Source organism: Ramlibacter rhizophilus, from assembly GCF_004681965.1.
Lineage (GTDB): Bacteria > Pseudomonadota > Gammaproteobacteria > Burkholderiales > Burkholderiaceae_C > Ramlibacter > Ramlibacter rhizophilus.
Map to the genome: position 1 here is coordinate 184926 of NZ_SMLL01000007.1, position 25449 is coordinate 210374.

The window sequence follows — 25449 nt, forward strand, 5'->3', positions numbered from 1 at the left end:
GGGCCCGTCATGCGCCGCCCGCGCCCATGCGGCGGTGCTCCGCGCAGCAGTACGGACGGCCGCGGGCATCCACCAGCGCGTCGGCGCGCGGCAGGTGCACGCGGCAGACGGGGCACTCCACCATCTCCTGCGGCAGGGCCGGGCGCGCCGGGCGGGCCGGGCGCTGGGGCGCGTCCGGCTGCCGTGGGGCGTCGCCGGTGCGGCGCTCGTAGCGCCAGAGCAGGTAGATCACGAACAGGATCCCGAACAGCACCAGGTACTTCATGCCGTGCGTCCCAGCATCACTTCCAGCACGAAGCGCGATCCCACGTACGCCAGCAGCAGCAGCAGCGAGCCGCCATAGAGCACGCGCACGGCCTTGCGTCCGCGCCAGCCGAAGCGCATGCGCCCGAGCAGCAGGGTGGCGAAGGCGATCCAGGCCAGCACGGAAAAGACGGTCTTGTGGTCCCAGCGCCAGCCCGCGACGCCGGCGGCTTCGCCGAACACCGCGCCGGCCAGCAGCGTGGCCGACAGCAGCACGAAGCCGCCCGTGGCGAAACGGAAGGTCAGGCGCTCCAGCGTGAGCAGCGGCACGCCCGCCTGCGGCTCGGAGGCGCGGCGCATCTGCCGCTCGGCGCGCATCATCAGCCAGGCGTGGACCACCGCGGCCGCGAACAGGCCGTACGAGGCGATGCCCAGGGCCCAGTGCAGCGGCAGCAGCGGCGAGGCCGACACGTGCAGCGGCGTGCCCGGAAAGAGCCACGCCAGCAGCACCGCCGCCGCGCCCAGGGCGGCGAGCGCCCAACGCGCTTCCAGTTGCGGGAATAGTTGGCGCTCCACCGCGTACACGGTGAGCACCAGCCAGGCGGTCATGGACAGGGCCGGCGCGAAGCCGAAACGCGGCGCGTCGCCGAGCAGCGACCAGGCCAGCACCAGCGCGTGCAGCACCCAGGCCACCAGCAGCGCCACCCGGGCGTGCCGGGCATCGAGGCGCTTGGCCGCCGGCACCGCGTAGGCCAGCGCGGCGGCCAGGGTCAGGATGACGCCCGCGGGAGACGCGCTGGATAGAATCATGGGCCCGCAGTTTAGTCCTTCGTCCCGACGCCAGCCGAGTCACTCGACCAGGCGTTGCGGCGCCTTCCCCACACTCCCCATGGCCTCGGCACTCAGCGACAAACTCTCCCGCCTCGTCAAGGAAATGCGCGGCCAGGCCCGCATCACCGAGGCCAATGTCCAGGACATGCTGCGCGAGGTGCGCATGGCCCTGCTCGAGGCCGACGTGGCGCTGCCGGTCGTGCGCGACTTCGTGGCCCGCGTCAAGGAAAAGGCGCTGGGCCAGGAGGTGGTGGGCTCGCTCAATCCGGGCCAGGCCCTGGTGGGCATCGTCAACCGCGAGCTGGTCGCCACCATGGGCGAGGGCGTGAGCGACCTCAACCTGGCTGCGCAGCCGCCCGTGGTCATCCTCATGGCCGGCCTGCAGGGTTCGGGCAAGACCACCACCACGGCCAAGCTGGCGCGCCACCTGGGCGAAAAGCGCAAGAAGAAGGTACTGACGGTCTCGGGCGACGTCTATCGCCCCGCCGCCATCGAGCAGCTCAAGACCGTCACGGCGCAGGCCGGCGCCGAGTGGTTCCCGAGCACCCCGGACCAGAAGCCGCTGGACATCGCCCGCGCCGCGCTGGACCATGCGCGGCGCCAGTATGTCGACGTGCTGATCGTGGACACCGCCGGCCGGCTGGCGGTGGACGAGGCCATGATGCGCGAGATCCGCGAGCTGCACGCCGCGCTCAAGCCCACCGAGACGCTGTTCGTGGTCGATGCCATGCAGGGCCAGGACGCGGTGAACACGGCCAAGGCCTTCAAGGAGGCGCTGCCGCTCACCGGCATCGTGCTGACCAAGATGGACGGCGACTCGCGCGGCGGCGCGGCGCTGTCGGTGCGGCAGGTCACGGGCGCGCCGATCAAGTTCGCGGGCGTGTCCGAGAAGATCGACGGCCTGGAGGTCTTCGACGCCGAACGCCACGCCGGGCGCATCCTGGGCATGGGCGACATCGTCGCCCTGGTCGAGCAGGTGCAGGCCGGCGTGGACATGCAGGCCGCGCAGAAGCTCGCGGCCAAGGTCAAGAGCGGCGAGGGCTTCGATCTGAACGACTTCCTCATGCAGATCCAGCAGATGAAGAAGATGGGCGGCCTCTCGGAGCTCATGGACAAGCTGCCGGCGCAGATGCAGGCCAAGGCCGGCCAGGTGGACATGGACAAGGCCGAGCGCGACATCCGCCGCAAGGAAGGGATCATCTGCAGCATGACCCCCCTGGAGCGCCGCAAGCCCGACCTGATCAAGGCCACGCGCAAGCGCCGCATCGCCGCCGGCGCGGGGGTCCACGTCCAGGAGGTCAACCGCCTGCTCAACGAGTTCGAGCAGATGCAGGGGATGATGAAGAAGATGAAGGGCGGCGGCCTCATGAAGATGATGAAGCGCATGGGGAGCATGAAGGGCATGCCTAAACCTCCCTTCTGAGTCCCGCGCCAGCGACCACAAGAAAAAGGCCTCCCGCGGGAGGCCTTTTCACAGGGCAGTCGGCCGCTCAGGCGGGCCGCAGCGCCCGCGCCGCGCGCACGGCGTGGTGCCGGGCCCGGCGCAGCACGAAGGGCGAGCGCGATTCCTCCGGGATCAGCAGCCAGCCGGCGCCGCGCATGCGTTCGCCGACCGTGACATGGCTGGTGAGCACGGCCAGCGGCAGCGCCATCAGCAGCGGCAGGCCCACGGGCACCAGGGAGACCAGCGCGGCCGGCTCGATCCAGGCGACCACGGCCGCGAGGGCGAGCACGACGCTGGTGAAGGGCGCCAGGCGCGAGGCGGCATCCTGCCAGCCGAGGCCCGACGCTTCCCGGGGCGGCGACTTCCATTCCAACTTGAGTCCGGTCAGGGCCACGGCCACGAAGAGCGAATGCGCCAGCATGCGGATGGGCGCCTGCAGCAGGGCCATGCCGGTCTCCAGCGCGGCGCTGCGCAGCAGGGCAGCGCCGCCGCCGAAGGCCTGCTGCTCGCGGCGCATGAACACGGCCGCCAGCCCCAGCACGCGCGGCAGCATCAGCATGCACAGCGTCCAGGCCCACAGCACGAGCAGCTCGCGCGGCGCGGCCTCGCCTTCGGGCACGATGCGCGCGCCGGCCAGCCACAGGGCGGTGCCCAGGGTCATGAAGGCCAGCCACAGCGGCGCCGACAGGTAGGACATGGCGCCCACGCCGAACATGGCGCGGTGCACGCGGTCGATGCCGGGCTCGGCGATCAGGCGCGAGTTCTGCAGGTTGCCCTGGCACCAGCGGCGGTCACGCTGCAGCTCGGACAGCAGGTCCGGCGGCTGCTGCTCGTAGCTGCCGGCCAGGTCCGAGACCAGCCACACATGCCAGCCGGCGCGGCGCATCAGCGCGGCCTCGACGAAGTCGTGCGACATGATGGGACCGGCCAGGCCGCCTTCGCCGCGGATCGGTGCCAGGCCGCAGTGGGCCATGAAGGGGGCCACGCGGATGATGGCGTTGTGGCCCCAGTAGTGCGAGGCGCCCAGCTGCCAGAACTGCATGCCCAGGGTGAAGAGGCGGCCGGTCACGCGCGAGGCGAACTGCTGCGCGCGGGCGTGCAGGGTGGCGTGGCCCACGGCCTGGGTGGCGGTCTGGATGATGCCGGCCTGCGGGTGCGCCTCCATGAGCTTGGCCAATGTGACGATGCACTCGCCGCTCATCACGCTGTCCGCGTCCAGCACCACCATGTAGTGGTAGTCCTTGCCCCAGCGGCGGCAGAAGTCCGCCACGTTGCCGGCCTTGCGGTGGGTGCGGCGCTGGCGGCGGCGGTAGTACACCTCCACCTGCGGCTGGTCCGGGTGCTCGGCCAGCCCTTCGCGCAGTTGCGCCCAGGCGGCGCGCTCCTGCGCGGCCAGGCCGGCATCGGCCGTGTCGGAGAGCACGAAGACGTCGAACTGGCGGGCGTGACCGGTCGCGGCCACCGATTCGCAGGTGGCGCGCAGGCCGGCGAAGACCGTGGCCACGTCCTCGTTGCAGATCGGCATGATCACCGCCGTCCGCGCATCGGGCGCGAGCGCGTGGCCCTGCACCGCCTTGGCCGAGATGGAGTGCGCGTCGCCGCGCAGCATCACCCAGAACCCCATGAGGGCGGTGACGAAGCCGGTGACCACCCAGGTCGAGAGCACGGCGAAGAGGGCGATCTGCCCGTAGCGCCACCAGTTGCTCGCGTAGTCGGGCTGGGCATTGGCGAACAGCAGCGTCGCCACCGTGGCGCTGACCACCGTGATGAGCGCGAACACGCTGCGCCGGCGGGAGGCTGCGTCCTCCCAGCTCGCGCGGCGGCGCGAGGGCGCGGGCCGGGCCGGCGAGATCAGCCGGTCGAGCGCTGCCAGGCCCGCCGTGCCCAGGCTGTTCCAGAAGCCGCGCCAGGGCTGCGTGGGCATGGAGCCCCGGTGCACCGGCGGCGCGGTCACGCTGTTGGGGTGGCGATCCTCACGCAGCGCGGGGCGGCGCGAAACCACGGCCGGCGCGCTGCTGCCGCCGGTATCGCCTTCGGACCACTGCTTCAGTGGACGGCGTCGGGAAGGATGATGTTGGTCCATGTTTCGGTCAGGCTGTCGTTGCCGTGTTGAAGAAAGGCGCGCAGCTCCACGGGCTGCGCGGGATCGATGGGGCGCACCCGCAGCTGCATGCGCCAGCTGCGCGTGGCGGGGTTGAAATAGGCGTTCTGTTCCTCGATGCGGCCGTTGGCATCGGCGGTGGCGACGGGCCGCACCGCGGCGTCCGCCGGCAGCGCGGCCAGGGCCGGGCCGGCGAAGTCCACCAGGTACTGCACCTCGCCGGCCACGCTCGTGCCTTCGCGCACATAGCCGAAGCCGCGCCGGCTCTGCACCGCCCAGCCGCCGGGCGGGCGCTGCTGCTCGTCGCCCTGCCAGCTCAGCTCGTAGGCGAACTCCAGCGGATGGCCCGGCGCGGGCAGGCGCTCGGGCACCCAGTAGGCGACCACGTTGTCGTGGGTCTCGTCGGGGATCGGCAGCTGCACCAGCTCGACGCGGCCCGGGCCCCAGTCGCCCAGCGGGCGGACCCAGGCCGAGGGACGGCGCTCGTAGCGGGCCTCGACGTCCTCGTAGTTCACGAAGCTGCGGTCACGCTGCATCAGGCCGAAGCCGGCCAGGCCCGGCACCTGGAAGCCGTTGACCAGCACGCGGCGCGGGTGCACCAGCGGCCGCCACAGCCATTCGCCGCCGGTGGTGGCGACCATGAGGCCGTCGGAGTCGTGCACCTCGGGGCGGAAGTCGCCGGCGCGCGGCTGGTTCTCGCCGAACAGGAACATGCTGGTCAGCGGCGCGATGCCCAGGGTGGCGATCGGCTGGTCGCCCGGGCGCAGGAAGACGCGGGCGCGCACCTCCATCGCGGTGGACGTGCCCGGCCGGACGACGAAGCGGTAGGCGCCGGTGGCGCGCGGCGATTCGAGCAGCGCGTGGATCACCAGCTCGCGCGCACCGGGTGCCGGACGTTCGAGCCAGAACTCCGAAAAGCGCGGGAATTCCTCGCCGCTGCCGCCCACCGTGTCCAGGGCCAGGCCGCGCGCCGACAGGCCGTACTGCGTGCCGGCGCCGAGCGCGCGGAAGTAGCTGGCGCCGAGGAAGACGACGAGCTCGTCCTTGTAGGCCTCGGTGTTGAGGGGGTAGTGGACACGGAAGCCCGCGAAGCCGAGGTCGCCCCAGGCGTCGGGGTTGACGGCGTTGCGGCCGTAGTCGAAGTCGGCGCGCTGGTAGGCGAGCGGACGCACGGAGCCGTCCGGCGCCACCTCATTGACGCGCACCGGCTCGGGCGCGTACTTGCCGCGGTGGAAGAACATGGCCTCGAAGGGCAGGCTGCCGTCGCGCCACAGGGCGCGGTCGGTACGGAACCGGATGTCGCGCAGGCCGTCGTAGTCGAGGGCGGCCAGCTCGGCGGGCAGGCGGCTGGCCGGGGCGGCATGCGGCTTGAGCGACGCGACGCGGGCGCGCTCGGTCAGCGTGTCGAAGTTGAAGGCCTGGGCCAGCACGCCGGGCGCGACGGCGGCCAGGCACAGGAGCAGGAAGGGAACGCGCAGGAATCGCATGCCCTGGCTAGTGCAAACCCTATGCCAGGTATTTTTCCTATTTAAATCAATGGGTTGCGACGGTTTTGAAAGGCCGCGCGGCGATCCGGCGGTCGCGACCGCTGGAAACGGCTTATTCCGTCGCCGACCAGCGACAGTCGAACGCGGCCAAGCTGCTCATCCGCCGCTAAAGCCCGTCGGAGCGTGCCCGCACATCGGACATGGACGCCCTCGGAGGGGTGAATTGGCGCATCGGGCTGTCGGCCGCCTCCGACAGGCGTGTCGGACCGAGGCGCGAGCCGCTGTCGGCGAATCGGTAGCGCGACCGTGCCGTGATGCCCTGTGATGTGCGGTATTCCGCCGTCGACGGGGAAAGGTGCGTACGCATCAGGCGCCGTAGCGCGGCAGGCGCTGCAAAGCCTTGGGAAAGCACGCCCGCGCGCCGTGAATTCGCTCACGGCGCGGGCGTGCCTCAGCCTTCCTCGTCGAGGCTGCGTCGCTGTTCGGCGACAGGCGCCGCAGAAGCAGCGACAGCCTCGTTCTTGAAGAGCCCCGGCGTGAGCTCGCTCTTTTGCAGCAGGCGATAGAACTCGGTGCGGTTCCGGCCGGCCAGGCGGGCGGCGTCGGCCACGTTGCCGTCGGTGAGCTTGAGCAGGCCCACGAGGTATTCACGCTCGAAGCGCTGCTTGGCTTCGGCATAGGTCAGCACTTCGACTCCCGGGGCGCGCAGGGCGCGCTGGACCAGCGCCAGCGGGATGAGCGGCGTGGTGGACAGGGCGCAGACCTGCTCGACCACGTTGTACAGCTGGCGCACGTTGCCCGGCCAGGCCGAGGTGGTCAGCGCCTTCATGGCCTCCGGCGCGAAGCCGGACAGGCGCCGGCCGTACTTGGCCGCGAGCTTGTGCAGGAAGTGGTTGGCCAGCACGGGAATGTCTTCGCGCCGCTGGGCCAGGGTGGGCAGCGACAGCGTGACCACGTTCAGGCGCCAGTACAGGTCTTCGCGGAACTGGCCGGCGGCCATGGCGGCGTCCAGGTCGCGGTGCGTGGCCGAGATGATGCGCACGTCCACGGGGATGGACTGGCTGGAGCCCAGCGGCCGCACGGCCCGCTCCTGCAGCACGCGCAGCAGCTTGACCTGCAGGGCCGGCGGCATGTCGCCGATTTCGTCGAGCAGCAGCGTGCCGCCGTCCGCGGCCTGGAACAAACCCTTGTGGTTGCTCACTGCGTCGGTGAAGGCGCCCTTCATGTGGCCGAAGAGTTCGGACTCCAGCAGCGCCTCCGGAATGGCGCCACAGTTCACGGCCACGAAAGGCTTCTTCGCGCGCGGGCTGGCGCGGTGGATGGCGCGGGCCAGCACCTCCTTGCCGGTGCCGCTGTCGCCCCTGAGCAGCACGGACGCATCCGAGCTGGCGATCAGCCTGGCTTCGGCCAGTACCTCGGCCATGCGGCTGGACCGGCTGATCAGCTCGGCGCGCCAGGCCTCGTCGGCCCGGCCGGCAGCCGGCGCCGGGCTGGTGAGCGCCAGCGCCTGCTCGATCTTGTCCAGCAGTTCGCGCGGCTCGTAGGGCTTGGTGAGGTAGCCGAAGACGCCGCGCGCCGTGGCCTCCACCGCATCGGGGATCGTGCCGTGGGCGGTCAGGAGGATCACCGGCAACGAAGGGTGGCGCGTGCGGATCTCGTCGAAAAGCGCCATGCCGTCGCGGCCCGGCAGCCGCACGTCGCTCAGCACCAGCTGTGGCCGCTCGACCGCGAGGTGGCTGAGCGCAGCCTCGGCCGAGGGCACGGCACTGACCTGGTAGCCCGCCGCCGACAGCCGCATGGACAAGAGGCGAAGCAGGTCCGGGTCGTCGTCCACCAGCAGGATGCGGGCCTTGGGCGAGCTCATGGTCGTTGCCTCACCGGGGCGGCCGGCTGGGCATGCTGCGCTCGATGGCGCGCAGGGCCTCCAGCCGCTCGCTGAGCTGGTCCAGCCGCCGCTGCTGCTCGCGGATCACCTGGCCCTGCTTGTCGAGCTGTTCCTCGTGCCGACGCTGCTGCGCATGGTGGGCGATCAGCAGCCGCGCCAGCGGATGCAGGCTGCGCGCTTCCTCGCTGTCGCTGGACAGCACCGACTGCAGCAGGCCCTGGGCCCGTCCCGCGTCGGCGGGCACCTGGGTCTGCAGCAGGGCGAGCGCCAGCTGCATCTGCCGCAGCGGCGCTGCGCCGGGCGCCGAGAGGCGGCCGATCTCGGCGCCGAGATCGGCGCTCTGCAGACCCCGCAGGCGGTCGGCATGCGCCAGGGCGGCCGCGAGCGGCGAGGCGTTGGTAGGCGCCGGGGGCGGCGTGGGGGCCGGTGCGGGCGCCGGGGGCGGGGGCGCGGGAATGGGGGCAGGCGCCGGCGCCGGCGCTGGTGCGGGCACGGCCACGACGGGCGGCGGCGCGGGCGGCGCGAGCGGCGGCGGCGCGCTGGCACAGCCTGCCACGAGCGCCATCAGAGGCGCGAGCACGCAGGCCACGGCCGTCGCAGGCCGTCGCCGGGGAGCGCAGCGGGTCGGCCGCGCGCGCGGGCCGACGGTCTCAATTCGCATGGGGTAGTTCGATCCGAAAGTGGGCGCCGGGTCCGTCCTCGTCCAGCAGACTGACCTGGCCGCCGTGGGCAGCAATGTACTCCTGCACGATCGACAGGCCGATGCCCGTGCCGCGCACCGCGTCCTGCGGCTGGCGCTCGCCCCGGTAGAAGGGCTCGAAGACACGGTCGCGGTCCTCCGGCGCGATGCCGGGGCCCTGGTCGCGGATGTCGATGCGGGCGCGGCCGTCCTGCGTGGACAGGGCGATCTCGATGCGGCTTCCCGGCGGCGCGAAGCGGATGGCGTTGGACAGCAGGTTGGCCACCGCCGTGCCGAGCTTGTCCGCGTCCACCCGCGCCCAGACCGAGGGACCGGTCACCTGAACCTGCAACTCGCCCGCCTGCCATTGCAGGCGCTGCGCCTCCACCTGCTCGTGCAGCAGGGTGAGCAGGTCCGTGCGCTCCCGCCGCAGCTGGCGCGCCTCGAAGGCCGCGGCGTTGAAATTCAGCAGGGCCTCGATCTGCCGCTGCAGCAAGGCGGTGTTGTGGCGCAGGATGCGCGCGACCTCCTGCTGGTCGGGCGTGAGCTCGCCCGCCACGCCTTCTTCCAGCAGCGACACGCCTTCGCGCAGCGCCGCCAGCGGTGTCTTCAGCTCGTGCGACACGTGCCGCAGGAAGCGGGCCTTGTCCGCGTCCAGCTCCATGAGGCGAAGCCGCAGCCATTCGAGCTGCTGCCCCAGGCGCCGCACGTCGGCCGGGCCGCGGATGTCGATGGGGTCCTCCAGCCGGTTCTCGCCCAGGTTCACCACCGCACGTTCCATGCGCTTGAAGGGCCGGGCCAGCCACAGGCCCAGCGTGATCGCCAGCACCGCGGCCAGGAAGATGGCCAGCGCCACCTGGCGGATCAGGCGGCTGCGGCTGACGGCCAGGCTCTCGCGCAGTGACCGGTCACGCTGCTCGATGTCGTCCTGCACCGCGCGGGCGATGCGGCTGTTGACGAAGTCCAGTTCGCGGAACTCCAGCGCCACCTGCCGCTCGCGGTCCAGCGCCGTTGCCTGGGGGCCGGGCAGCAGTGCGGTCACGCTGTCCAGCTGGGTGAGCCAGCGCAGCGCCAGCGGCTCGGCCAGGCCGTTGCGGCGCATGCGCTGGAGTGAGTTGCGCGCCTGCTGCAGCTCTTCGCGAAAGCGCCCCATGAGAACCGGGTCGTTGAAGACGAGCGCCTGGCGCGCCGCGCGCTCCATGGCCACGGAGCGCGCGGTGAGGGCCTGGGCGCTGGCCGTGAGTTCGAGCGCGCGCGTGGCCTCGGCGCTGCTTTGCGCCATGAGCTGCTCCAGGATCATCAGCGAGCGCACCGCCGCGGCCCCCAGCAGCAGGCCGATGGCGAGAAACGCAACCAGCAGCAGCTGCCGGAACGAGACCAGGCTCACCCAGGGCAGGCGCAGGCGCCGGCGCCAGGTGGGAGAAGCCGGCGCCACTCAGGCGGCCGAGCCGGCGAGCTCCGCCGTCTCGCGCAGCAGCACCTGCCCGCGCAGCGAGTGCGGCAGGGCCTCGGTGATGGTCACCTCCACCATCTGGCCGACCAGCCGGGCGGGCGCCTTGAAGTTCACCACCCGGTTGCACTCGGTGCGGCCGGACAGCTCGGTCGGGTCCTTGCGCGAAGGCCCTTCGACCAGCACGCGCTGCACCGTGCCCACGCGGCTTGCACTGATGCGCTGCACATTGGCTTCGATGGTGGCCTGCAGGTGGTGCAGGCGCGCAAGCTTCACCGCCTGCGGCGTGTCGTCGTGCAGGTTGGCCGCCGGCGTGCCGGGGCGCGGGCTGAACACGAAGCTGAAGCTGGTGTCGTAGCCCAGGTCCTCGATCAGCTTCATGGTCTTGCCGTGGTCCTCCTCGGTCTCGCCCGGGAAGCCCACGATGAAATCGCTGGACAGCGACAGCTGCGGCCGGATGGCGCGCAGCTTGCGCACGGTGCTCTTGTATTCCATGGCGGTGTAGCCGCGCTTCATGGCCATGAGGATGCGGTCGCTGCCATGCTGCACCGGCAGGTGCAGGTGGCTCACGAGTTGCGGCACGCGGGCATAGGCCTCGATCAGGCGCGGCGTGAACTCGTTGGGGTGGCTGGTGGTGAAGCGGATGCGCTCGATCCCGGGGATCTCGGCCACGTACTCGATCAGCAGCGCGAAGTCGGCGATCTCGCCGGTCTCGCCCATGGGGCCGCGGTAGGCATTCACGTTCTGCCCGAGCAGGGTCACTTCCTTCACGCCCTGCTCGGCCAGCCCGGCCACTTCCACCAGCACGTCCTCGAAGGGGCGCGAGACTTCCTCGCCACGCGTGTAGGGCACCACGCAGTAGCTGCAGTACTTGCTGCAGCCTTCCATGATGCTCACGAAGGCGCTGGCGCCATCGACGCGCGCGGGCGGCAGGTGGTCGAACTTCTCGATCTCGGGGAAGCTGATGTCCACCTGCGGCCGCTGCTCGCGGCCGCGGCGTGCCAGCAGCTCGGGCAGGCGGTGCAGGGTCTGCGGGCCGAACACCAGGTCGACATACGGCGCGCGCTCGATGATGGCCGCGCCCTCCTGGCTGGCCACGCAGCCGCCCACGCCGATCATCACGCCCTTGGCCTTCAGGTGCTTCACGCGGCCCAGGTCGGAGAACACCTTCTCCTGCGCCTTCTCGCGCACCGAGCAGGTGTTGAAGAGGATGAGGTCCGCTTCCTCCACGTTCTGCGTGGGCTCGTAGCCTTCCGCGGCCTTCATCACGTCGGCCATCTTGTCCGAGTCGTACTCGTTCATCTGGCAGCCGAAGGTCTTGATGAAGACCTTCTTGGAGGCGGTGGTCATGACGGCCTCCTTCAGCGGCGCGCGCCGAAGATCAGCGCCAGCGCCTGCTGGAACTGCTGCACCGCCTCGGCGTTGCCGGCCGTGGGCGTCTTGCCGCCCAGGCGGGTGTACTCGGCCTCGGTGAGCAGCCACACCTCGTGCACCAGGCCCAGACCGTCGCGCCGGTACACCACCGGCGTTTCCTTGCCGGCGAGCTGGCCGGAGAGCACCAGCATGTTGCGTGTGTCGCGGATGCGCGCGCCCGGCGACAGGCGCGCGGGCTGGCCGTCCAGCGTGCCCTCGGGTGGCTGGGTGATGACGAGGCGCCCGGGCACCACGTCGCGCGGGGCTTCGCGGGTGAGGGTCTGGGCGGAGGCCGCGGCGGCGGCGAGGGCGAGGGTGGCGAGGGCGGTCTTGATCCAGCGGTTCATGGTGTTGATCCAGAGGCTGAAGGGAAACGGAAAAAGGGCCCTGCGGAGGCAGAGCCCTGGGGGGCCTGAGGCGCGGCGGGAGTTTAACCGGCGCCGCCCGACATCACCCGGATGTTGTCGACGCCCAGCTCCCCGTTCAGGGCGCCGAAATCCGCAAGCAGGGTTGAGGTGCTGGTGCCGGCATCGAAGAAGTACAGCTGGGACAGATACGAGCTTCCCTCCTGCACGAACAGGAACTGGTCGCTGGCCGCGCTGAAGGTGGACAAGTCCTCGGCGGTGTCCAGCGATGTCAACAGGTAGTCGAGCGGATCCAGGCCACTGAACAGCGGTGTCTTCGTTTTCACGAAGATCAAGTCCTGTTGCGCATCGAAGTTCAGCAGCAGGCTGCTCGAGGTACCCGGCGCGTCCAGGCCGATCATTTCGGCGGCTGCGCCGAGCGCGAGGGTGTTGCTGCCTCCCTCGATCCGGATACTGACGTCCTCGCCCGCCGGCGCCTGCGAGGTGTCGATCCAGTTGTTGCCGCCCGACTCGCGGATGACGGCGAACGTGCTCGCGATCAGGATGTCGTCGCCCGCGCCGCCGTCCAGGTAGGACGCGATCCGACCGTCGGCGCCCATCGTCTGCACCAGGATGTCGTTGCCGGCCCCGCCCAAAAGCTCGATCGCCGGGGCGGCGAGGTAGTCGTCGCCGTCGCCGCCGTCCTGCGTGCTGGCGGACGGGTCCCCGACCAGCAAGACGTCGTTGCCGTCGGTGCCCAGCACCGTGGAATCGACCGGCTGCGGCACCAGCACGCCGCTGCCGTCGTCATCGATCCTGATGCGGACTTCGTGCGCGTCACCGTTCTGCGTGTGCACGGTGAAGCTGCGCGTCACGTCCGATTCGGACGGCACGGCCCAGGCCTCGAGCGAATAGGTCCACTGTCCCAGCTCGTCGATGCTGAACGACTCGCCCGCCTGCCCGGCGGTCTGCGCCTGGAAGCGCAGCAGTGTGTCCTGCAAGGGCGCGAAGGCAACGAGATGCCCGGACGTCCGCATCACGGGCGCGCTGCCGTCCTCCGGAATGGGCATGTCGGCCCGCGTGAGATAGCGATCGTCCAGGCCGCCGATCAGGGTGGGATCGGCGCTGCCGCCGATCTCCACCACGATCGCCTGCGAGGCGCTGCCGTCCAGCGAGTGCACGACCAGTTGGTCCTGCACGTACTCGCCCTCGGCGAGGGCCTGCACCAGTGCCGAACCATTGGCCAGCTGATACTGCCAGGCACCGGTGGCGCGGTCGAAGCTGAAGCGGCCGTAGGTGCCTTGCAGCTCGCTGCTCGACGGGTCCTGGAAGCTGTCGTCGCCGCCGTCCAGGTCGGCGATGGTCAGGTCGCCCGTGGCGCTCGTCGTGCCGTCTTCCATTACCCAACCGCGGCGATCGCCGCCGATCACCGCGGGCTCGTCCGCGCCGGAGATGGTGACGCGGAGGGTCTGCGCCGTGCCGTCGAGCGCATGCACCACCAGCGTGTCCACGACCTGCTCGCCCGTGCGCAGGGCGTCCGTTGCGCTGGCTGCGTTGTCCAGCGCGTACATCCAGCCGCCGGTCGCCCGGTCGAAAGTGAACGCGCCGTAGGCCGTGACGAGATCTTCTGCCGCGGGCGCGGCGAAGGCTGGCGCGCCGCTGGTCGGCAAGGCGAGTCGGCCGATGGCGAAGGCGTTGCCACCTTCCTCCACGTTGGCGACGGACTCGCGTGTGAGCACGATGTGCCCGGCCGTGGGCGCGTGCTCGACGGCGTCGAAGACCGCCAGTTCAAGGGGCTTCGCCTCGCCGGGCGCCACGTACCCCAGGAGCACGCGGCCGTCGTCCATCGTGGCCAGGACCAGCCTTGCTTCGGTGCTGGGGACCAGCCCACTGAGGACCTCCGCGACCGTGCCGGAGAGCACGCTGTCCGCCGGCAGCCTGCCGTCCGCGGTCGGCGCGGCCAGGCCACGGAAGAGCGTGGTGTCGATCATCACCACGTCCTGGGAGGGATCGAAGCCGGAGACCAGGTTCAGGGCGTCCGCCGAGGCGAACAGCACCGTGTCCGAACCCGTGCCCAGGTTCATGGTGTTCACACCACGGCCGCCATCCAGCAAGGCGTAGCCGGCGACCGGAGCGCCCATCATGCTAGCCAGCTGCGGACGGAAGTGATCGTCGCCGTCGCCGCCGCGCAGCACGTCGGTTCCGCTGCCCTTCTCGAGCGCGTCGTCGCCGTCGCCGCCCTCCAGCCAGTCGTTGCCTTCCTCGCCGCGCAACACGTCGTTGCCGGCGCCCCCGTACAGCCGGTCGTCGCCTTCGCCCCCGAGGAGGCGGTCGTTGCCGTCGCCGCCGGATAGCAGGTCCTTGCCGGCGCCGCCATTCAGCTCGTCGTGCCCGAAGCCGCCGAACAGCGAGTCGTCGCCTTCCTCGCCGAACAGCAGGTCGTTGCCGCCGCCCCCGAACAGCCGGTCGTTGCCGAGGCCGCCGGCGAGGTAGTCGTCACGCCCCGTCCCCGTGTACTCGACGCTGCCGGTGTCGCTGTCATCCGAGTCCAGCGTGCCGCCGTCGCCGAACAGCACGTCGTCGCCTTCCCCGCCGTTGAGCGAGTCGGCACCGTCGCCCCCGATCAACCGGTCGTGGCCCTCGCCACCGAGGACCTGGTCATTGCCGCTGCGGGCGTCCACGTGGTCGTCGCCTGCGAAGGTCTCGATGAAGTCGTCCCCCGCGGTGCCGTACAGGTCCGGCGAAGCGAGCGCCGGGATCGTCACGACCAGCGTGACCGGCTGACCATCCGCGGTGAACACGACCAGGCGATCCTGCAGGGGCGTCGTTCGGTCCAGCGCGTCCAGCGTCGCGGCATCGGCTTCGTAGGTCCAGCTGCCCGTGGAGCTCACCTGGAACCGCCCCCAACCCCGGTCGCCGAACACGCCGGTCTCGCCCGGTGCAGGCTGCGGAACCAGGATGGCGACCGGCCCGCCGTCGAGGTCCAGCAACTCCAGTTGTCCGCCCACGCGCAGCAGCCCGGGCACGCCGTCCACCGCGTCCAGCAGCGTGAGCCGGGTTTCGAGCTGCCCGTCGATCACCGCGTTGGCGTCGCGCCCGTGGATCATCACGGTGATGTCCGTGAAGGTGACGCCGTCGTAGGCGTAAACGCGCAGCGTTTCCTGGTGGATATCGCCGGTGTTCAGCGACTGCACCAGCGCCTTCAGCTCGGGGGCGTCGTTGAGGTCGAACCGCCAGCTGCCGTCTCCGAAGAAGCGCCAGCCGGGTGGAAGACCGAATCCTTCGACGTAGAACGCGTCTACGCCATCCGGCGGCACAAGGCCGGTGAGCCCCAGCTGCCCGGCGGCAGCGCTCTCGCGGCCGTCCTCGAACAGGATCGCGCCCGTGGTGCCGGTGATGCGGGGAGCGGGGCTTTCGATGGTGACGGTGAGGGTCGCGCTCGCCGTGCCATCGAGCGACACCACCTCCAGCGTATCGACCAGCGGTGCGCCGGGCGGGGGCGCGACGCCGCCCATCCAGTCGGGGCGCAGGGTGTAGGTCCAGTCGTTCCCGTCGAGCGTGAACTCGCCATAGGCGCCGATGAGGGAGGCACCGTCGGCGAGGCGCACGAAGGCCTCGCCGGTGTCCACGTCGGTGACAAGGAGGTGTCCGCCGGTGGCGAGGATGTCGTCGCCGTCGATCAATCTGCCGGTGCGCCCCTCGGAGTCGATGCTGGCTGCGTCATTCTGGCCGTGGATGATGGCGGTGAGCACCTGGCTGGTCTGCCCATCGCGGGAGGTGATGGCGCCCGTGTCCTCCAGAGTCTTTCCGGCGCCGAGTGCCTGGACCGCCGCCTGGGCGGCAGGATCCGCAGACGGCACGTAGGTCCAGGAGAAGTATCCGTCCTCGAGCGGAGCCAGTTCGAAGGAGCCGTACGCCGCGTTGATGAACAGGGCGGCGGAGATGCCGCTTTCTTCCGCGTCGGGGTCGTCGAACGAGGAAACCCCGGCGGGCAAGTCGCTGTCGTCCTCCCAGAGATCCACGATCGACGGTCCGCTGAACACCGCCAGGTCGTTCCCGCCCTCGATATCCACGGCGAGCGCGACCGTTCGCGATCCATCGAAGGACGTCACGTCCAGCGAGTCGCGCACCTGATCCCCGCCGCGCAGGGCCTGGGCCCGCTCGTCCAGCACGTAGGTCCAGTTGCCATCGGCGTCGAAGGTGAAGCTGCCCCAGTCACCCTGGAGTCCCAACGGGACCTGGAAGCTCGATTCGCCCACGTCCAGGTCGATGATCGACAGCTGGCCGCTCAAGGCCTGTGGGTCGTCTTCGGCGAGGACCAGCCCCGTCGGCACCACGATGACCGGAACGTCGTTCTCGCCGTGAATCGTGATCTCCACGATGGCGGAGACGCCGCGTGTGTCGGACTCCACCTCGAAGGAGTCGGACCGCGTCTCGCCCGCACCCAGCGCGTCCAGGGTCTCGCCCGGCGTGAGGGTGTAGGTCCAGGCGCCCGAGTCGGCGTCGAAGGTGAACGTGCCCCAGGTACCCGGCAGTGTGCCGTCCGTGACGAAGCGCGCGGTCCCTCCGGCATCGGGGTCGGTGATCGTCAGCTGGCCGGAAGCGGAGGGCGAGGTGTCCTCGTACACCTCGGCGCCGGGCCGGCTCGGCGTGATGACCGGCCGGCTGTCGGCGCCATCGATGGTGATCACGATGTCCTGGGCGCTGCCGTCCATGGACAGGAGCGTGAACGTGTCGGTGGCCACGGCGCCCGCGGGCAGGCTGCGCACGAGGTCGGGATCCATGAAGTAGGTCCAGCCGCCCTTGATGTTCAGGTGCAGGCTGCCGTAGGTGCCCTGCAGGTCCGTTTCGAGCGTGGCACCGTCCGAGAAGAGCAGCAATCGGGCCTGCCCCGAGTCCGGATCGATCACCTTGATGTTCCCCGAGGCGCGGGACTCCTCGCCCCCTTCGGCGAGGCGCGCCTCGAACACGCCGCTGAAGCTGGCCGGATCGTCGCTGCCGCGGATGGTGATCGTGACCGCGCGGCCGCCCACCTCGAAGACGTCGCTCAATGCCGCGGCGGCCGCGGTCAAGCCGTCCACGTCGGGATGCGTGTTGTTCAGCGTGTAGGTCCATTGCAGCGCCGAGGTGCCCGTCGCGCTCGCCCACGCGAAGCTCACGCTGCCGTAGGCCGTGGCGATCGGGTCGGGCGGGCTGGCCAGCCCGGCCACGAGCACCACGCCGGTGGCGACCTGGCTGGTGCCGTCCTCCTCCCGGCCGTCCTCGGTCACCACGCCCGCGGTGATTTCCGTGACCGGGCTGCCGGCGCCGTGGACCATGACGGAGAGCACCTGTGTCGCGCTGCCGTCGTAGGAGGTGATGGCGAGGGTGTCGACATCCGCGTCGCCGTCGAACAGCGCCAGCAGGTCGGCGGCGCCCGGGTCGAGGGTGTAGGTCCAGGTGCCCGCTTCGCGATTCAGGTCGAAGGTGCCGTAGCGGCCTGGAATGCTTCCGGTTTGCGCAATGATGCTGTGGCCGAAGTCCGGGTCAGCGACGAGCAGGGTGCCGCCGGTCGTGTGCCGCGCGGGGTCGCCCTCGTGGACCTCGCCCGCGTAGATCCCGGCCGGGTCGAAGTGCGCGGCGTCGTCGGCGCCGGTGATGTTGACGGTGAAGTCCTCGAACGCGGTGCCGTCCAGGGATTGCATGCGCGCGATGTCGGTGACCCTGTCCGTGGATGTCAAGCCGAGCCAGTTGTCGCTGAGTGTGTATGACCAGCTGCCGCCAGGGTTCTTGCCGTCACCGTTGTTGAAGGTGAAGCTGCCCCAGCGCCCGAGGACGGTGATGGGCTGCGTGGGATCGACTGCCGGCGGCGGCGGGGGGTCGCGGGGCGGTGGAAGGCTGCCGTCGTCGTCGGCGAGGGGCTCGACGGCGGATTCGAACGTTGTTCCACCGCCCGGATCCCTTCCGCCGCCTCCGTCGGGCGGCAAGGCGTGTACCAGGTAGCTCTCGCCCTTGTCCACGTCGTGGACGGTAAAGCCGCCTGACACCGTGAGCGCATCGGGGCCGGCCTGTCTCGAGGTGTCGGCGTCGATCGTGGCGATGTCGTTCACGCCGGTGACGGTCACCGACACGAGCGCTGACGCCGTGCCGTCGTGCGAGCTCAGCTCGAGCCTCTCCACCACCGTGGCGCCCCGGCCCAGAACCTGGGCACGGGCGTTGTCCAGCTCGTACCGCCAGCTCCCCGAGCCGGCATCGAAGGAGAAGCTGCCGAACTGCGTGGCGGCCGTCCACGATGCGATGCGGTTCTCACCCTCGTCCGGGTCTGTGACCGTGAGCACGCCCTCGGCTGCCTGCATGCCGTCCTCCGCCACGCTGCCTTCGGAAAGGCCCTCGATGGTCGCATCGTCATTGGCGCCGGTGACCGTCACCACGACCTGGGCCTCACCGCCACCGAGATCGGTGCGCACGGTCATCGTGTCCGAGACCGTCTGGTCCGCGCGCAAGCTGTCCGCGCGCGTGTTGTCCACCTGGTAGGTCCAGGTGCCGGTGAGGACATCGAAGGTGAACGAGCCCCAGTCCTGGGTCATCTCGGTCGGCTGGATGAACTGCACCGCACCGTCCGCCCAGGAGGCGGCCACGTTGCCCGAGGCCATGCTGGCGGCCGCATCGTCTTCCCTCACCTTCCCGAGCAGCGTGCCGCTGATCACCACCGGTTCGTCCTGGCCCTGGATCTCGATGCGCAGCGTGAACGACGTGCCATCGACGGAAAGCACCGTGATGTCGTCATGCACCGTCTGCCCGGTGCGCAGCGCCTGCACGTAGGGGTTGCCCTCGCTGCGCAGCACGTAAGTCCAGGCGCCTCCCGGGCTCAAGCTGAAAGTGCCGTAGTCGGTCTTGAACTCGGAGACGGGAACGAAGTTCTCCTCGTGGGGGCCGTCTTCGTCGTGGATCGTGAGCTGGCCTTCGAGGATGGATGTCTCGCCGTCTTCGGTCAGCGGCGCGGGAAGCGCTTCCTGCCCGATGATGGCCGAGCGGTTGATCCTGAGGGTCTCGCCGGTCAGCGTGAAGGTGACGGTGGTCCAGGCGAGGGGCTTGTCGGATGTGTTCAGCGAGACCGCGTACGCGAACGAGACGGAGATCTCCTCGCCGTCCTCGAGTTCGCTGATGTTGCTGGCCCCGAGGCGTGCCAGGGAGTACGAGATGTCCAGTTCGATGCGGGCAACGCCATCCGCGCCGGTGACGATCCGCATGCGGTCGCCGGAGGTGAGCGTTTCCCAGTTGCTGGTGATCGCCGTGCCCTTCAGGTCATCGGTGCGCAACTGCCCGGCCGTGCTGGGGTCGTCGCCGCTGGCGTCGTCGATGGAGTAGAGGGTTACCAGTTCGCCGTCGTTCGCCAGGACGTCCAGCGTGATGATGTTGGTGCTGGTGAGTTCGAGCAGCTCCGATTCGGTGAACTCGAACACGTCGGCCGAGGTGTAGGTGTCGAGACCGGACTTGGGTTTGAAAAGCATGGCGTCCTCCAGGGCACGGCCCCGTTGCGTGAGGTACTGCGTGTTGTGCTTTCACTCCCCTGCGCTTTCGGCGCCGGACCGGGCTGATCCGCCGCCATCCGCCGGACCCGGGCTCACTGGCACGAAATCGGCCGGAAAGCTGTTGATGAGCTGACGAAGTAACGCTGTTGTAGAGCAAAAAATGCTCATCCGCAACATTTTGTTTTCATCGCAGGGCCGGCCTTCGATTGCTGGCGACGATGCTGTGCGTGGCGGCTGGCGAAGAGGCGGTGACGGCTCAGGCGCTCGGCACGGCCGACCCCGGGCGAGCGTTCAGGCGAGCAGCATTCCCCTCGCGGATCGCGCGGGCGAGCTGGGTGATGAGCTCAGCGCTCCCGCCCCGCCCGGTTCAACAACAGCGTGACCGGCTCCACCAGGTACTGCAGCGGCGTGCGCTCCTCACCCTGGATGAAGACCTCCGCCGGCATGCCCGCCTGCAGCGTGAGTTGCCCCGCCTGACGCAGCGATGCCGCATCGGCCTCGACCAGCACCACGTAATAGGGCTGCTGCGTCTCCCGCTGCACCAGCCGGTCGGCCGAGACGTAGAACACCTGACCTTCCACCATGGGCGTGGTGAGGCTGTTGAAGGCGCTGAAGCGGATGTGCGCGCCCTGGCCCTGGCGCACGCGGCTGATGTCCTCGGGCCGGATCTGCGCCTCCACCACCAGGCGCGGGTCGGCCGGCACGATGTCGGCCACCGGCTCGCGCGGCGACACCACGGTACCCGGGCTGGTGAACCGCAGGTTCATGACCTCGCCGGCCGCGGGCGCGACGATCACCTGGCGGCGCGAGGCGTCGGCCGATTTGCGTAGCTCCTGCTGGATCTCCTGCAGGCGCACCAGGGCCACCTTGAGCTGGTCGCTGGACTGCTGGCGGTATTCGCTCTCCAGGCTTTTGATGCGCAGTTCGGTGTCCACCACCCGCTGCTCGGCGCGGGCCAGCTCGGAGCGGCGTTCTTCCAGCTTGACGCCGTAGTCGGCGACGCCGGATTCGAGCTGCGCGATGCGGGTGTCGGCGATGAAGCCTTCCTTGAGCAGCTGGCGGTTGCGATCGAGCTCGAAGGCCTGGTGCCCGAGCGCCTTGCCGGCTTGCGCGATCTGCGCCTTGAGGGACACGATCTCCTGCGTGATCTTCTCGCGCTGCGCCCGCAACAGCGTGATCTGCCCTTGCACGCTGTCGCGCCGGGCCACGAAGAGGCCGCGCTCCTTGGCCAGCTGCTCGGCCAGCCGCGCGTCCGCCTGCGCCGCCTGCAGGAGCCCGGCGGGGAACACCAGCGTGGGTGCGAAGGCCTGCTCGGCCTCGAAGCGCACGATGCCCGCCTGTTCGGCGAGCAGGCGGTAGGACAGGCGCGTGGCGTCGGCATCCACGGCCACGTCGCCCAGCACGATCAGCGGCTCACCCTGCGCCACGCGCTGGCCGTCACGCACCTTCACCTCGCGCACGATGCCGCCTTCGGCGTGCTGCACGGGGCGCCGGTCCAGGTCCACCTTCACGTGCGCCTGGGCCACGACCGCCGAAGCCAGTGGCGCCAGCGCCAGCCACGCGGCCACGGGCAGGAGTCCCAGCGCCAGCACCAGGAGGCCCGCCCGGGCGAGGCGGCGCGCATCGTCCAGATGTGCCTGGGCGTCGGGGGCCGGAGCCAACGCGGCGGAGAGCGGCATGCTGCTCATGATGCTTTCTCCATCACCGCCACGGGCATGGCCACCACATTCGCACCGGGCGCCGCGCCGGCCGCCTTGGCCTGCATGGCCTTCATCACCTCGGCCACGCTGCCGTACTGCACCGGCTTGCCGGCCTCGATCACCAGCATCTTGTCCACGTGCTGCACGAGCGTCGTCCGGTGCGTGACCACCACCACCGTGACCTCACCGCGCAGCGCCTTCAGGGCCTCGGCCAGGGCGGCTTCGCCCCCGCCGTCGAGGTTGGAATTGGGCTCGTCCAATATCAGCAGGCGCGGATCGCCGTACAGCGCCCGGGCCAGCGCGATGCGTTGCCGCTGCCCCGGCGAGAGCAGGGCGCTCTGCGGGTCTACCGGCGTGTCGTAGCCCTGGGGCAGGGACTGGATCATCTCGTGCACGCGCGCGCGCTGCGCCGCCTGCACCACCCGCGCCGGGTCGGCCGCGCCCAGCCGGGCGATGTTCTCGGCCACGGTGCCGGCGAAGAGCTCCACATCCTGCGGCACGTAGCCGATCCACGGTCCCAATTGCTCGCGCGGCCACTCGGCAACGTCGAAGCCATCGAGCCGCACCACGCCGGCCGTGGGGGGCCAGATGCCGGTGAGCAGGCGCAGCAGCGTGGACTTGCCGGCACCGCTCGGCCCGACGACGGCCAGCGACTCGCCCTTGGCAAGCTGCAGCGACACACCCGCCAGCAGCAGCCGCTCGCCCCCCGGTGCGCGGTACACCAGTTGATGCGCCAGCAGCTCGCCCGTGGGCGCCGGCAGCTCCATGCGCGGCGCCTGCGCGGAGGCCGTCCCCAGCAGATCGGCCAGGCGCCGGAACGCGGCGCGCGCCTCGGCCAGGATCTTCCAGCTGCCCACCACCTGTTCCACCGGGGCCAGCGCGCGTCCAAGCAGGATGGTGCAGGCCACCGTGATGCCGGGCGAGGCCCGGTTCGTCACGACCAGCCAGGCGCCCACCGACAGCATCACGATCTGCACCGCCTGCCGCACGGTGCGCGTGATGGCGGCCATGCCCACGGTCTTGCGCGCGGTGGGGCCCTGCAACGCGGTGACTTCGGCGCTCTTCTGGCGCCAGCGCTCGATGAGGGCGTCGGTCATGCCCAGGGTCTGCGCGATCTCGGCGTTGGCCAGCGAGCTCTCCAGGTAGCGCGTGGCGCCCGCGGCGGTCTTCTGCAGCGCCTCGATGTCGCGGCGAGTCAGCAGGTCGTTCACCAGCGCCAGCACCAGCATCAGCACCGCGGCGGCCAGGGCCGTCATGCCCAGGTAGGGATGCGCGAGCCAGATGATCGCCACGTAGATCAGCAGCCACGGCGCATCGAACACCGCCAGCAGGCCCTGCGCCGAGAACGCCGAGCGCAGGGCACCGATGTCGCGCAGCGCCTCGGGCGAAGCCCGCCCGTTGCGCCGCGCCGCCTGCGCCACGGTCAGCTTGGTGACCACAGGCGAGAGGCTGTCGGCCACGATGTTGCCGGCGACGCCCTGCAGGCGTGCGCGCACATAGTCCAGGGCCAGTAGCAGAACGAGGCCGATGACCGCACCCACGGCCAGCACCACCAGGGTGTCGAGGCTGCGGCTCACCAGCACCCGGTCGAACACCTGCAGCATGAAGATCGCGGGGACCAGCATCAGCAGGTTGATGAACAGGGAGAAGCCCGCCACGTGGCGCAGGGCCGGTGCCAGCAACTGGATGAGGGAACGCATCGGCAACTTCTCCGTCAGGGGACCGCGGGGCCACCAAACCTTCGGCCTCGACATGGATGAGTAGTGCGTCCTTTTAGGCGACATTGCCGCCGTCCGCAATCCAAAGTTGTCCTGAATGGCTGCGGCGTAGCCCAAGTGCTACAGGCCGGCGGCCTGCGCTACGCTGGCGTTCCCTGACCTACCCTTGCTCGCCCATGCACGCCGCCTTCTACGAACGCACCGGCCCCGCGGCCGAGGTCCTGCAGCTCGCCGAGGTCCCCACGCCCACGCCCGGTGCCGGACAGGTCCGCGTCCACCTGCGCTGGTCCGGTGTGAACCCCTCCGACGTGAAGTCCCGCGCCGGCCTGCGCAGCCAGGCCATGCCCTTCCCGCAGGTGATCCCCCACAGCGACGGCATGGGCGTGATCGACGCCGTCGGCCCGGGCGTGACCGAAGCGCGCATCGGCGAGCGGGTGTGGGTGTGGAACGCGGCCTGGGGCCGGCCCTTCGGCACCGCGGCCGACTATGTGGTGCTGCCGCAGCGGCAGGCGGTGGCGCTGCCCGAGGCGACGCCCGACGAGGCCGGCGCCTGCCTGGGCATCCCCGCGCTCACCGCGCTGCATACCATGCGCATGGCTGGCGGCGTGGAGGGCAAGCGCGTGCTGGTGGCCGGCGGTGCCGGGGCCGTGGGCCACTATGCGATCCAGTTCGCGCGCCTGTTGGGGGCGCGGCAGGTGATCGCCACGGTGAGCAGCGCGCAGAAGGCGCAGATCGCGCGTGAGGCGGGGGCCGGCGTCGTCATCGACTACCGCCACGAGGACGTGGCCGCCCGGGTGCGCGAGGCGACCGAAGGGCGCGGCGTGGACCGCATCGTCGAAGTGGACATCGCCGCCAATGCGCGGCTGGACCTGTCCGTGCTGCGCCCGGGCGGCGAGTGCGTGGTCTATGGCAGCGGGCAGGGCGAATTCACGCTGCCCTTCTTCCCGCTGATCGCGAACAACGTGTCCCTGCACTTCTTCATCGTCTACCACCTGGCCGACGAGGACCGGCGTGCCGCCGAGGCCATCCTGCACGAGGCGCTGGCCGCCGGCCGCCTGGTGCACCGCATCGACGAGCGCCTGCCGCTCGCGCAGATCGCCCAGGCGCACGAGAAGGTCGAGCGCGGCGAGGCGGTGGGCAATGTGGTGCTGCGGGTGGGGAACGAGCACTGACGAAGGTGTGAATGAATCTACTGCGCAGCCCGATCTGACGCCTGCGCTTCTCGCCGTACCCATGTACGGCTGCGATGCTCGGCGCCACCTCGGGCCGCCCGCTACGATTCCTTCACACCTTCTTTCGCCCGGTTTCACCCCTTCTTCAGCCGCTCGTTCTGCGGGAACATGAAGCGCTTGGCGTCTTCGTCCATCTCGGCCTTGAACGCATGCCGCGTGCGCAGGGCCTCGGCGCGCTGGGCGGCGGGGCGGGCGCTCACGGTGTCCAGCAGGCGCTTGACGTTCGGGTAGCGCTCCCAGGTGGCGTCGCCCGTGCCCAGCACGTAAGGCAGCAGCCGCGCCCAGCCCCAGAAGGCCATGTCCACGATGCCGTAGTCGGCGCCCAGCATGAAGTCACGGCCGGCCAGGTGCTTCTCGATCACCGTCCAGTGGCGATGCGCCTCGTAGTCGTAGCGATTGAGGGCGTACTCCTGCGGCTGCGGCGCCGCATGGCGGAAATGCACCGATTGGCCCGAGAACGGCCCGATGCCGCTGGCGATGAACATCAGCCAGGCGAGCGCCTGCGCCCGCTCGGCGCTGCCCGCCTCCAGGGGCACGAAGCGGCGCTCGCGCTCGGCCAGCCAGAGCAGGATGGCGTTGCTGTCGAACAAGGTGGTCTCGCCGTCCTGCAGCGCGGGCACCTTGGCATTGGGGTTGACGGCCAGGAAGCGCTCGGCGAACTGCTCGCCGCGCCGGGTGTCCACCGGGACGGCCTCGTAGGGCAGGCCCAGTTCCTCCAGCAGCAGGGCGACCTTCATGGGATTGGGCGCGGCGTTGTAGAAAAACTTCATCATGTGAGGGGGCTCCGTGGAAAAGCTGCCGATTCTGGTGCACCCCGGTGACGTCGCCCCGCGGCAGGGGCATTCGGCGGCGAGCCGTGCCACAATCGCGCGGGCCGTTTCCAGCCCCCTCCGTCCCGCGACGCACGAGAGCCGCCAATGTCTTGCCCTAACTGCCATTGCCCGGACTGGACGCCCGTCCCGTCCGCCCAGCCCGCCCCTTCCGCGGGTTTCGCTGCCCGCCTTGCGAACACCGTGCGCGCCCTGTTCGGGCGCGGCGCATCGGGGGATGAGCGCCAGTGCCTGCGCTGCGGCCTGGTGTACAGCGCCCGGGCTGGCCGCAGTGAAGACGAGGAAGAGGACCTGATCGCCGAGCGCATGTCGCGCATCGAGTCGCAGATGTCCGGCTTCAACAGCAGCCTGGCGCCGCTCGATCCTCTGCCTGAGGCGGACGGCCTGCACCTGCGTCCCAAGTACGAGATGAAGTGTGCCCGCTGCGGCCACTTCGACTTCATCGAGCCCACGCCCGACGCCGCCTGCCCGAAGTGTGGCCGCGTCTACGACAAGGTGGCTGACGCCGTGCGGCAGGAAGAGGCCAACACGCCCAAGCCCAGGAGCGTGAGCCTCTGACCGGCGGGCGCAGCGCCCCGCGG

General features: G+C 70.5%; 16 protein-coding genes. 3 read left to right on the top strand and 13 right to left on the bottom strand.

Annotated elements, in window-relative coordinates; genetic code table 11:
• Positions 1-7: 7 nt before the first annotated feature.
• Together EZ242_RS17775 and EZ242_RS17780 are read right to left on the bottom strand one after the other, a co-directional pair.
• Positions 8-265, bottom strand: a complete 258-nt coding sequence (locus EZ242_RS17775; protein WP_135286542.1) for a PP0621 family protein — start codon at positions 263-265, stop codon at positions 8-10.
• The gene (locus EZ242_RS17780) at positions 262-1053 is read right to left on the bottom strand and encodes a cytochrome C assembly family protein (RefSeq protein WP_135286543.1); all 792 of its coding nucleotides are present in this window, start codon (positions 1051-1053) and stop codon (positions 262-264) included. Before EZ242_RS17780 ends, EZ242_RS17775 begins: the two co-directional genes overlap by 4 nt.
• A 79-nt stretch (positions 1054-1132) precedes the next feature.
• On the opposite strand from EZ242_RS17780, the gene ffh reads away from it, so the two are divergent.
• Positions 1133-2497, top strand: coding sequence for a signal recognition particle protein (ffh, locus tag EZ242_RS17785; RefSeq protein WP_135286544.1), 1365 nt, complete (start codon positions 1133-1135; stop codon positions 2495-2497).
• Positions 2498-2564: 67 nt separating this feature from the next.
• Here the strand turns inward: ffh and mdoH are convergent, their stop codons facing one another.
• The 10 genes from mdoH to EZ242_RS17840 all read right to left on the bottom strand — a co-directional run bounded on the left by mdoH (position 2565) and on the right by EZ242_RS17840 (position 22788).
• Positions 2565-4601 (bottom strand): glucans biosynthesis glucosyltransferase MdoH, encoded by a 2037-nt coding sequence (gene mdoH, locus EZ242_RS17790; protein WP_135286545.1) that lies wholly within the window; start codon positions 4599-4601, stop codon positions 2565-2567.
• Complete coding sequence (locus EZ242_RS17795; RefSeq protein WP_135286546.1) at positions 4565-6106, bottom strand: glucan biosynthesis protein G; 1542 nt, start codon at positions 6104-6106, stop codon at positions 4565-4567. Before EZ242_RS17795 ends, mdoH begins: the two co-directional genes overlap by 37 nt.
• Positions 6107-6557: 451 nt before the next feature.
• Positions 6558-7970 carry a sigma 54-interacting transcriptional regulator gene (locus tag EZ242_RS17800; protein WP_135286547.1) on the bottom strand — a complete coding sequence of 471 codons (1413 nt, stop codon included), beginning with the start codon at positions 7968-7970 and terminating at the stop codon, positions 6558-6560.
• Positions 7971-7980: 10 nt separating this feature from the next.
• The gene (locus tag EZ242_RS22100) at positions 7981-8652 is read right to left on the bottom strand and encodes a hypothetical protein (RefSeq protein WP_167784838.1); all 672 of its coding nucleotides are present in this window, start codon (positions 8650-8652) and stop codon (positions 7981-7983) included.
• Positions 8642-10105, bottom strand: a complete 1464-nt coding sequence (locus EZ242_RS17815) for a sensor histidine kinase (RefSeq protein WP_240787144.1) — start codon at positions 10103-10105, stop codon at positions 8642-8644. The genes EZ242_RS22100 and EZ242_RS17815 overlap by 11 nt, the downstream gene beginning before the upstream one ends.
• Positions 10106-11470, bottom strand: a complete 1365-nt coding sequence (gene miaB / locus EZ242_RS17820; protein WP_135286550.1) for a tRNA (N6-isopentenyl adenosine(37)-C2)-methylthiotransferase MiaB — start codon at positions 11468-11470, stop codon at positions 10106-10108. It lies immediately after the preceding gene.
• A gap of 11 nt (positions 11471-11481) precedes the next feature.
• The gene (locus EZ242_RS17825) at positions 11482-11880 is read right to left on the bottom strand and encodes a hypothetical protein (protein WP_135286551.1); all 399 of its coding nucleotides are present in this window, start codon (positions 11878-11880) and stop codon (positions 11482-11484) included.
• A gap of 83 nt (positions 11881-11963) precedes the next feature.
• Positions 11964-19367, bottom strand: a complete 7404-nt coding sequence (locus EZ242_RS17830) for a VCBS domain-containing protein (RefSeq protein WP_135286552.1) — start codon at positions 19365-19367, stop codon at positions 11964-11966.
• A 365-nt stretch (positions 19368-19732) separates the two neighbouring features.
• Positions 19733-21076 carry an HlyD family type I secretion periplasmic adaptor subunit gene (locus EZ242_RS17835; protein WP_240787145.1) on the bottom strand — a complete coding sequence of 448 codons (1344 nt, stop codon included), beginning with the start codon at positions 21074-21076 and terminating at the stop codon, positions 19733-19735.
• Complete coding sequence (locus tag EZ242_RS17840; RefSeq protein WP_135286553.1) at positions 21073-22788, bottom strand: type I secretion system permease/ATPase; 1716 nt, start codon at positions 22786-22788, stop codon at positions 21073-21075. Before EZ242_RS17840 ends, EZ242_RS17835 begins: the two co-directional genes overlap by 4 nt.
• Positions 22789-22982: 194 nt before the next feature.
• On the opposite strand from EZ242_RS17840, the gene EZ242_RS17845 reads away from it, so the two are divergent.
• Complete coding sequence (locus EZ242_RS17845) at positions 22983-23978, top strand: NADPH:quinone reductase (protein ID WP_135286554.1); 996 nt, start codon at positions 22983-22985, stop codon at positions 23976-23978.
• Between the two features lie 134 nt (positions 23979-24112).
• Here EZ242_RS17845 and EZ242_RS17850 read toward each other — a convergent pair whose 3' ends face one another.
• Complete coding sequence (locus EZ242_RS17850) at positions 24113-24811, bottom strand: glutathione S-transferase family protein (protein ID WP_135286555.1); 699 nt, start codon at positions 24809-24811, stop codon at positions 24113-24115.
• A 240-nt stretch (positions 24812-25051) separates the two neighbouring features.
• Here EZ242_RS17850 and EZ242_RS17855 point away from each other — a divergent pair, with 240 nt between their 5' ends.
• Positions 25052-25426: an FmdB family zinc ribbon protein gene (locus EZ242_RS17855; protein ID WP_135286556.1), complete on the top strand. Its 375-nt coding sequence runs from the start codon at positions 25052-25054 to the stop codon at positions 25424-25426.
• The last annotated feature ends 23 nt before the right edge of the window (positions 25427-25449 follow it).

Coding starts and splice junctions, on each gene's coding strand:
- EZ242_RS17775 (WP_135286542.1), bottom strand. CDS start 265: ATGAAGTACCTGGTGCTGTTCGGGATCCTGTTCGTGATCTACCTGCTC.
- EZ242_RS17780 (WP_135286543.1), bottom strand. CDS start 1,053: ATGATTCTATCCAGCGCGTCTCCCGCGGGCGTCATCCTGACCCTGGCC.
- ffh (WP_135286544.1), top strand. CDS start 1,133: ATGGCCTCGGCACTCAGCGACAAACTCTCCCGCCTCGTCAAGGAAATG.
- mdoH (WP_135286545.1), bottom strand. CDS start 4,601: ATGGACCAACATCATCCTTCCCGACGCCGTCCACTGAAGCAGTGGTCC.
- EZ242_RS17795 (WP_135286546.1), bottom strand. CDS start 6,106: ATGCGATTCCTGCGCGTTCCCTTCCTGCTCCTGTGCCTGGCCGCCGTC.
- EZ242_RS17800 (WP_135286547.1), bottom strand. CDS start 7,970: ATGAGCTCGCCCAAGGCCCGCATCCTGCTGGTGGACGACGACCCGGAC.
- EZ242_RS22100 (WP_167784838.1), bottom strand. CDS start 8,652: ATGCGAATTGAGACCGTCGGCCCGCGCGCGCGGCCGACCCGCTGCGCT.
- miaB (WP_135286550.1), bottom strand. CDS start 11,470: ATGACCACCGCCTCCAAGAAGGTCTTCATCAAGACCTTCGGCTGCCAG.
- EZ242_RS17825 (WP_135286551.1), bottom strand. CDS start 11,880: ATGAACCGCTGGATCAAGACCGCCCTCGCCACCCTCGCCCTCGCCGCC.
- EZ242_RS17830 (WP_135286552.1), bottom strand. CDS start 19,367: ATGCTTTTCAAACCCAAGTCCGGTCTCGACACCTACACCTCGGCCGAC.
- EZ242_RS17835 (WP_240787145.1), bottom strand. CDS start 21,076: ATGAGCAGCATGCCGCTCTCCGCCGCGTTGGCTCCGGCCCCCGACGCC.
- EZ242_RS17840 (WP_135286553.1), bottom strand. CDS start 22,788: ATGCGTTCCCTCATCCAGTTGCTGGCACCGGCCCTGCGCCACGTGGCG.
- EZ242_RS17845 (WP_135286554.1), top strand. CDS start 22,983: ATGCACGCCGCCTTCTACGAACGCACCGGCCCCGCGGCCGAGGTCCTG.
- EZ242_RS17850 (WP_135286555.1), bottom strand. CDS start 24,811: ATGATGAAGTTTTTCTACAACGCCGCGCCCAATCCCATGAAGGTCGCC.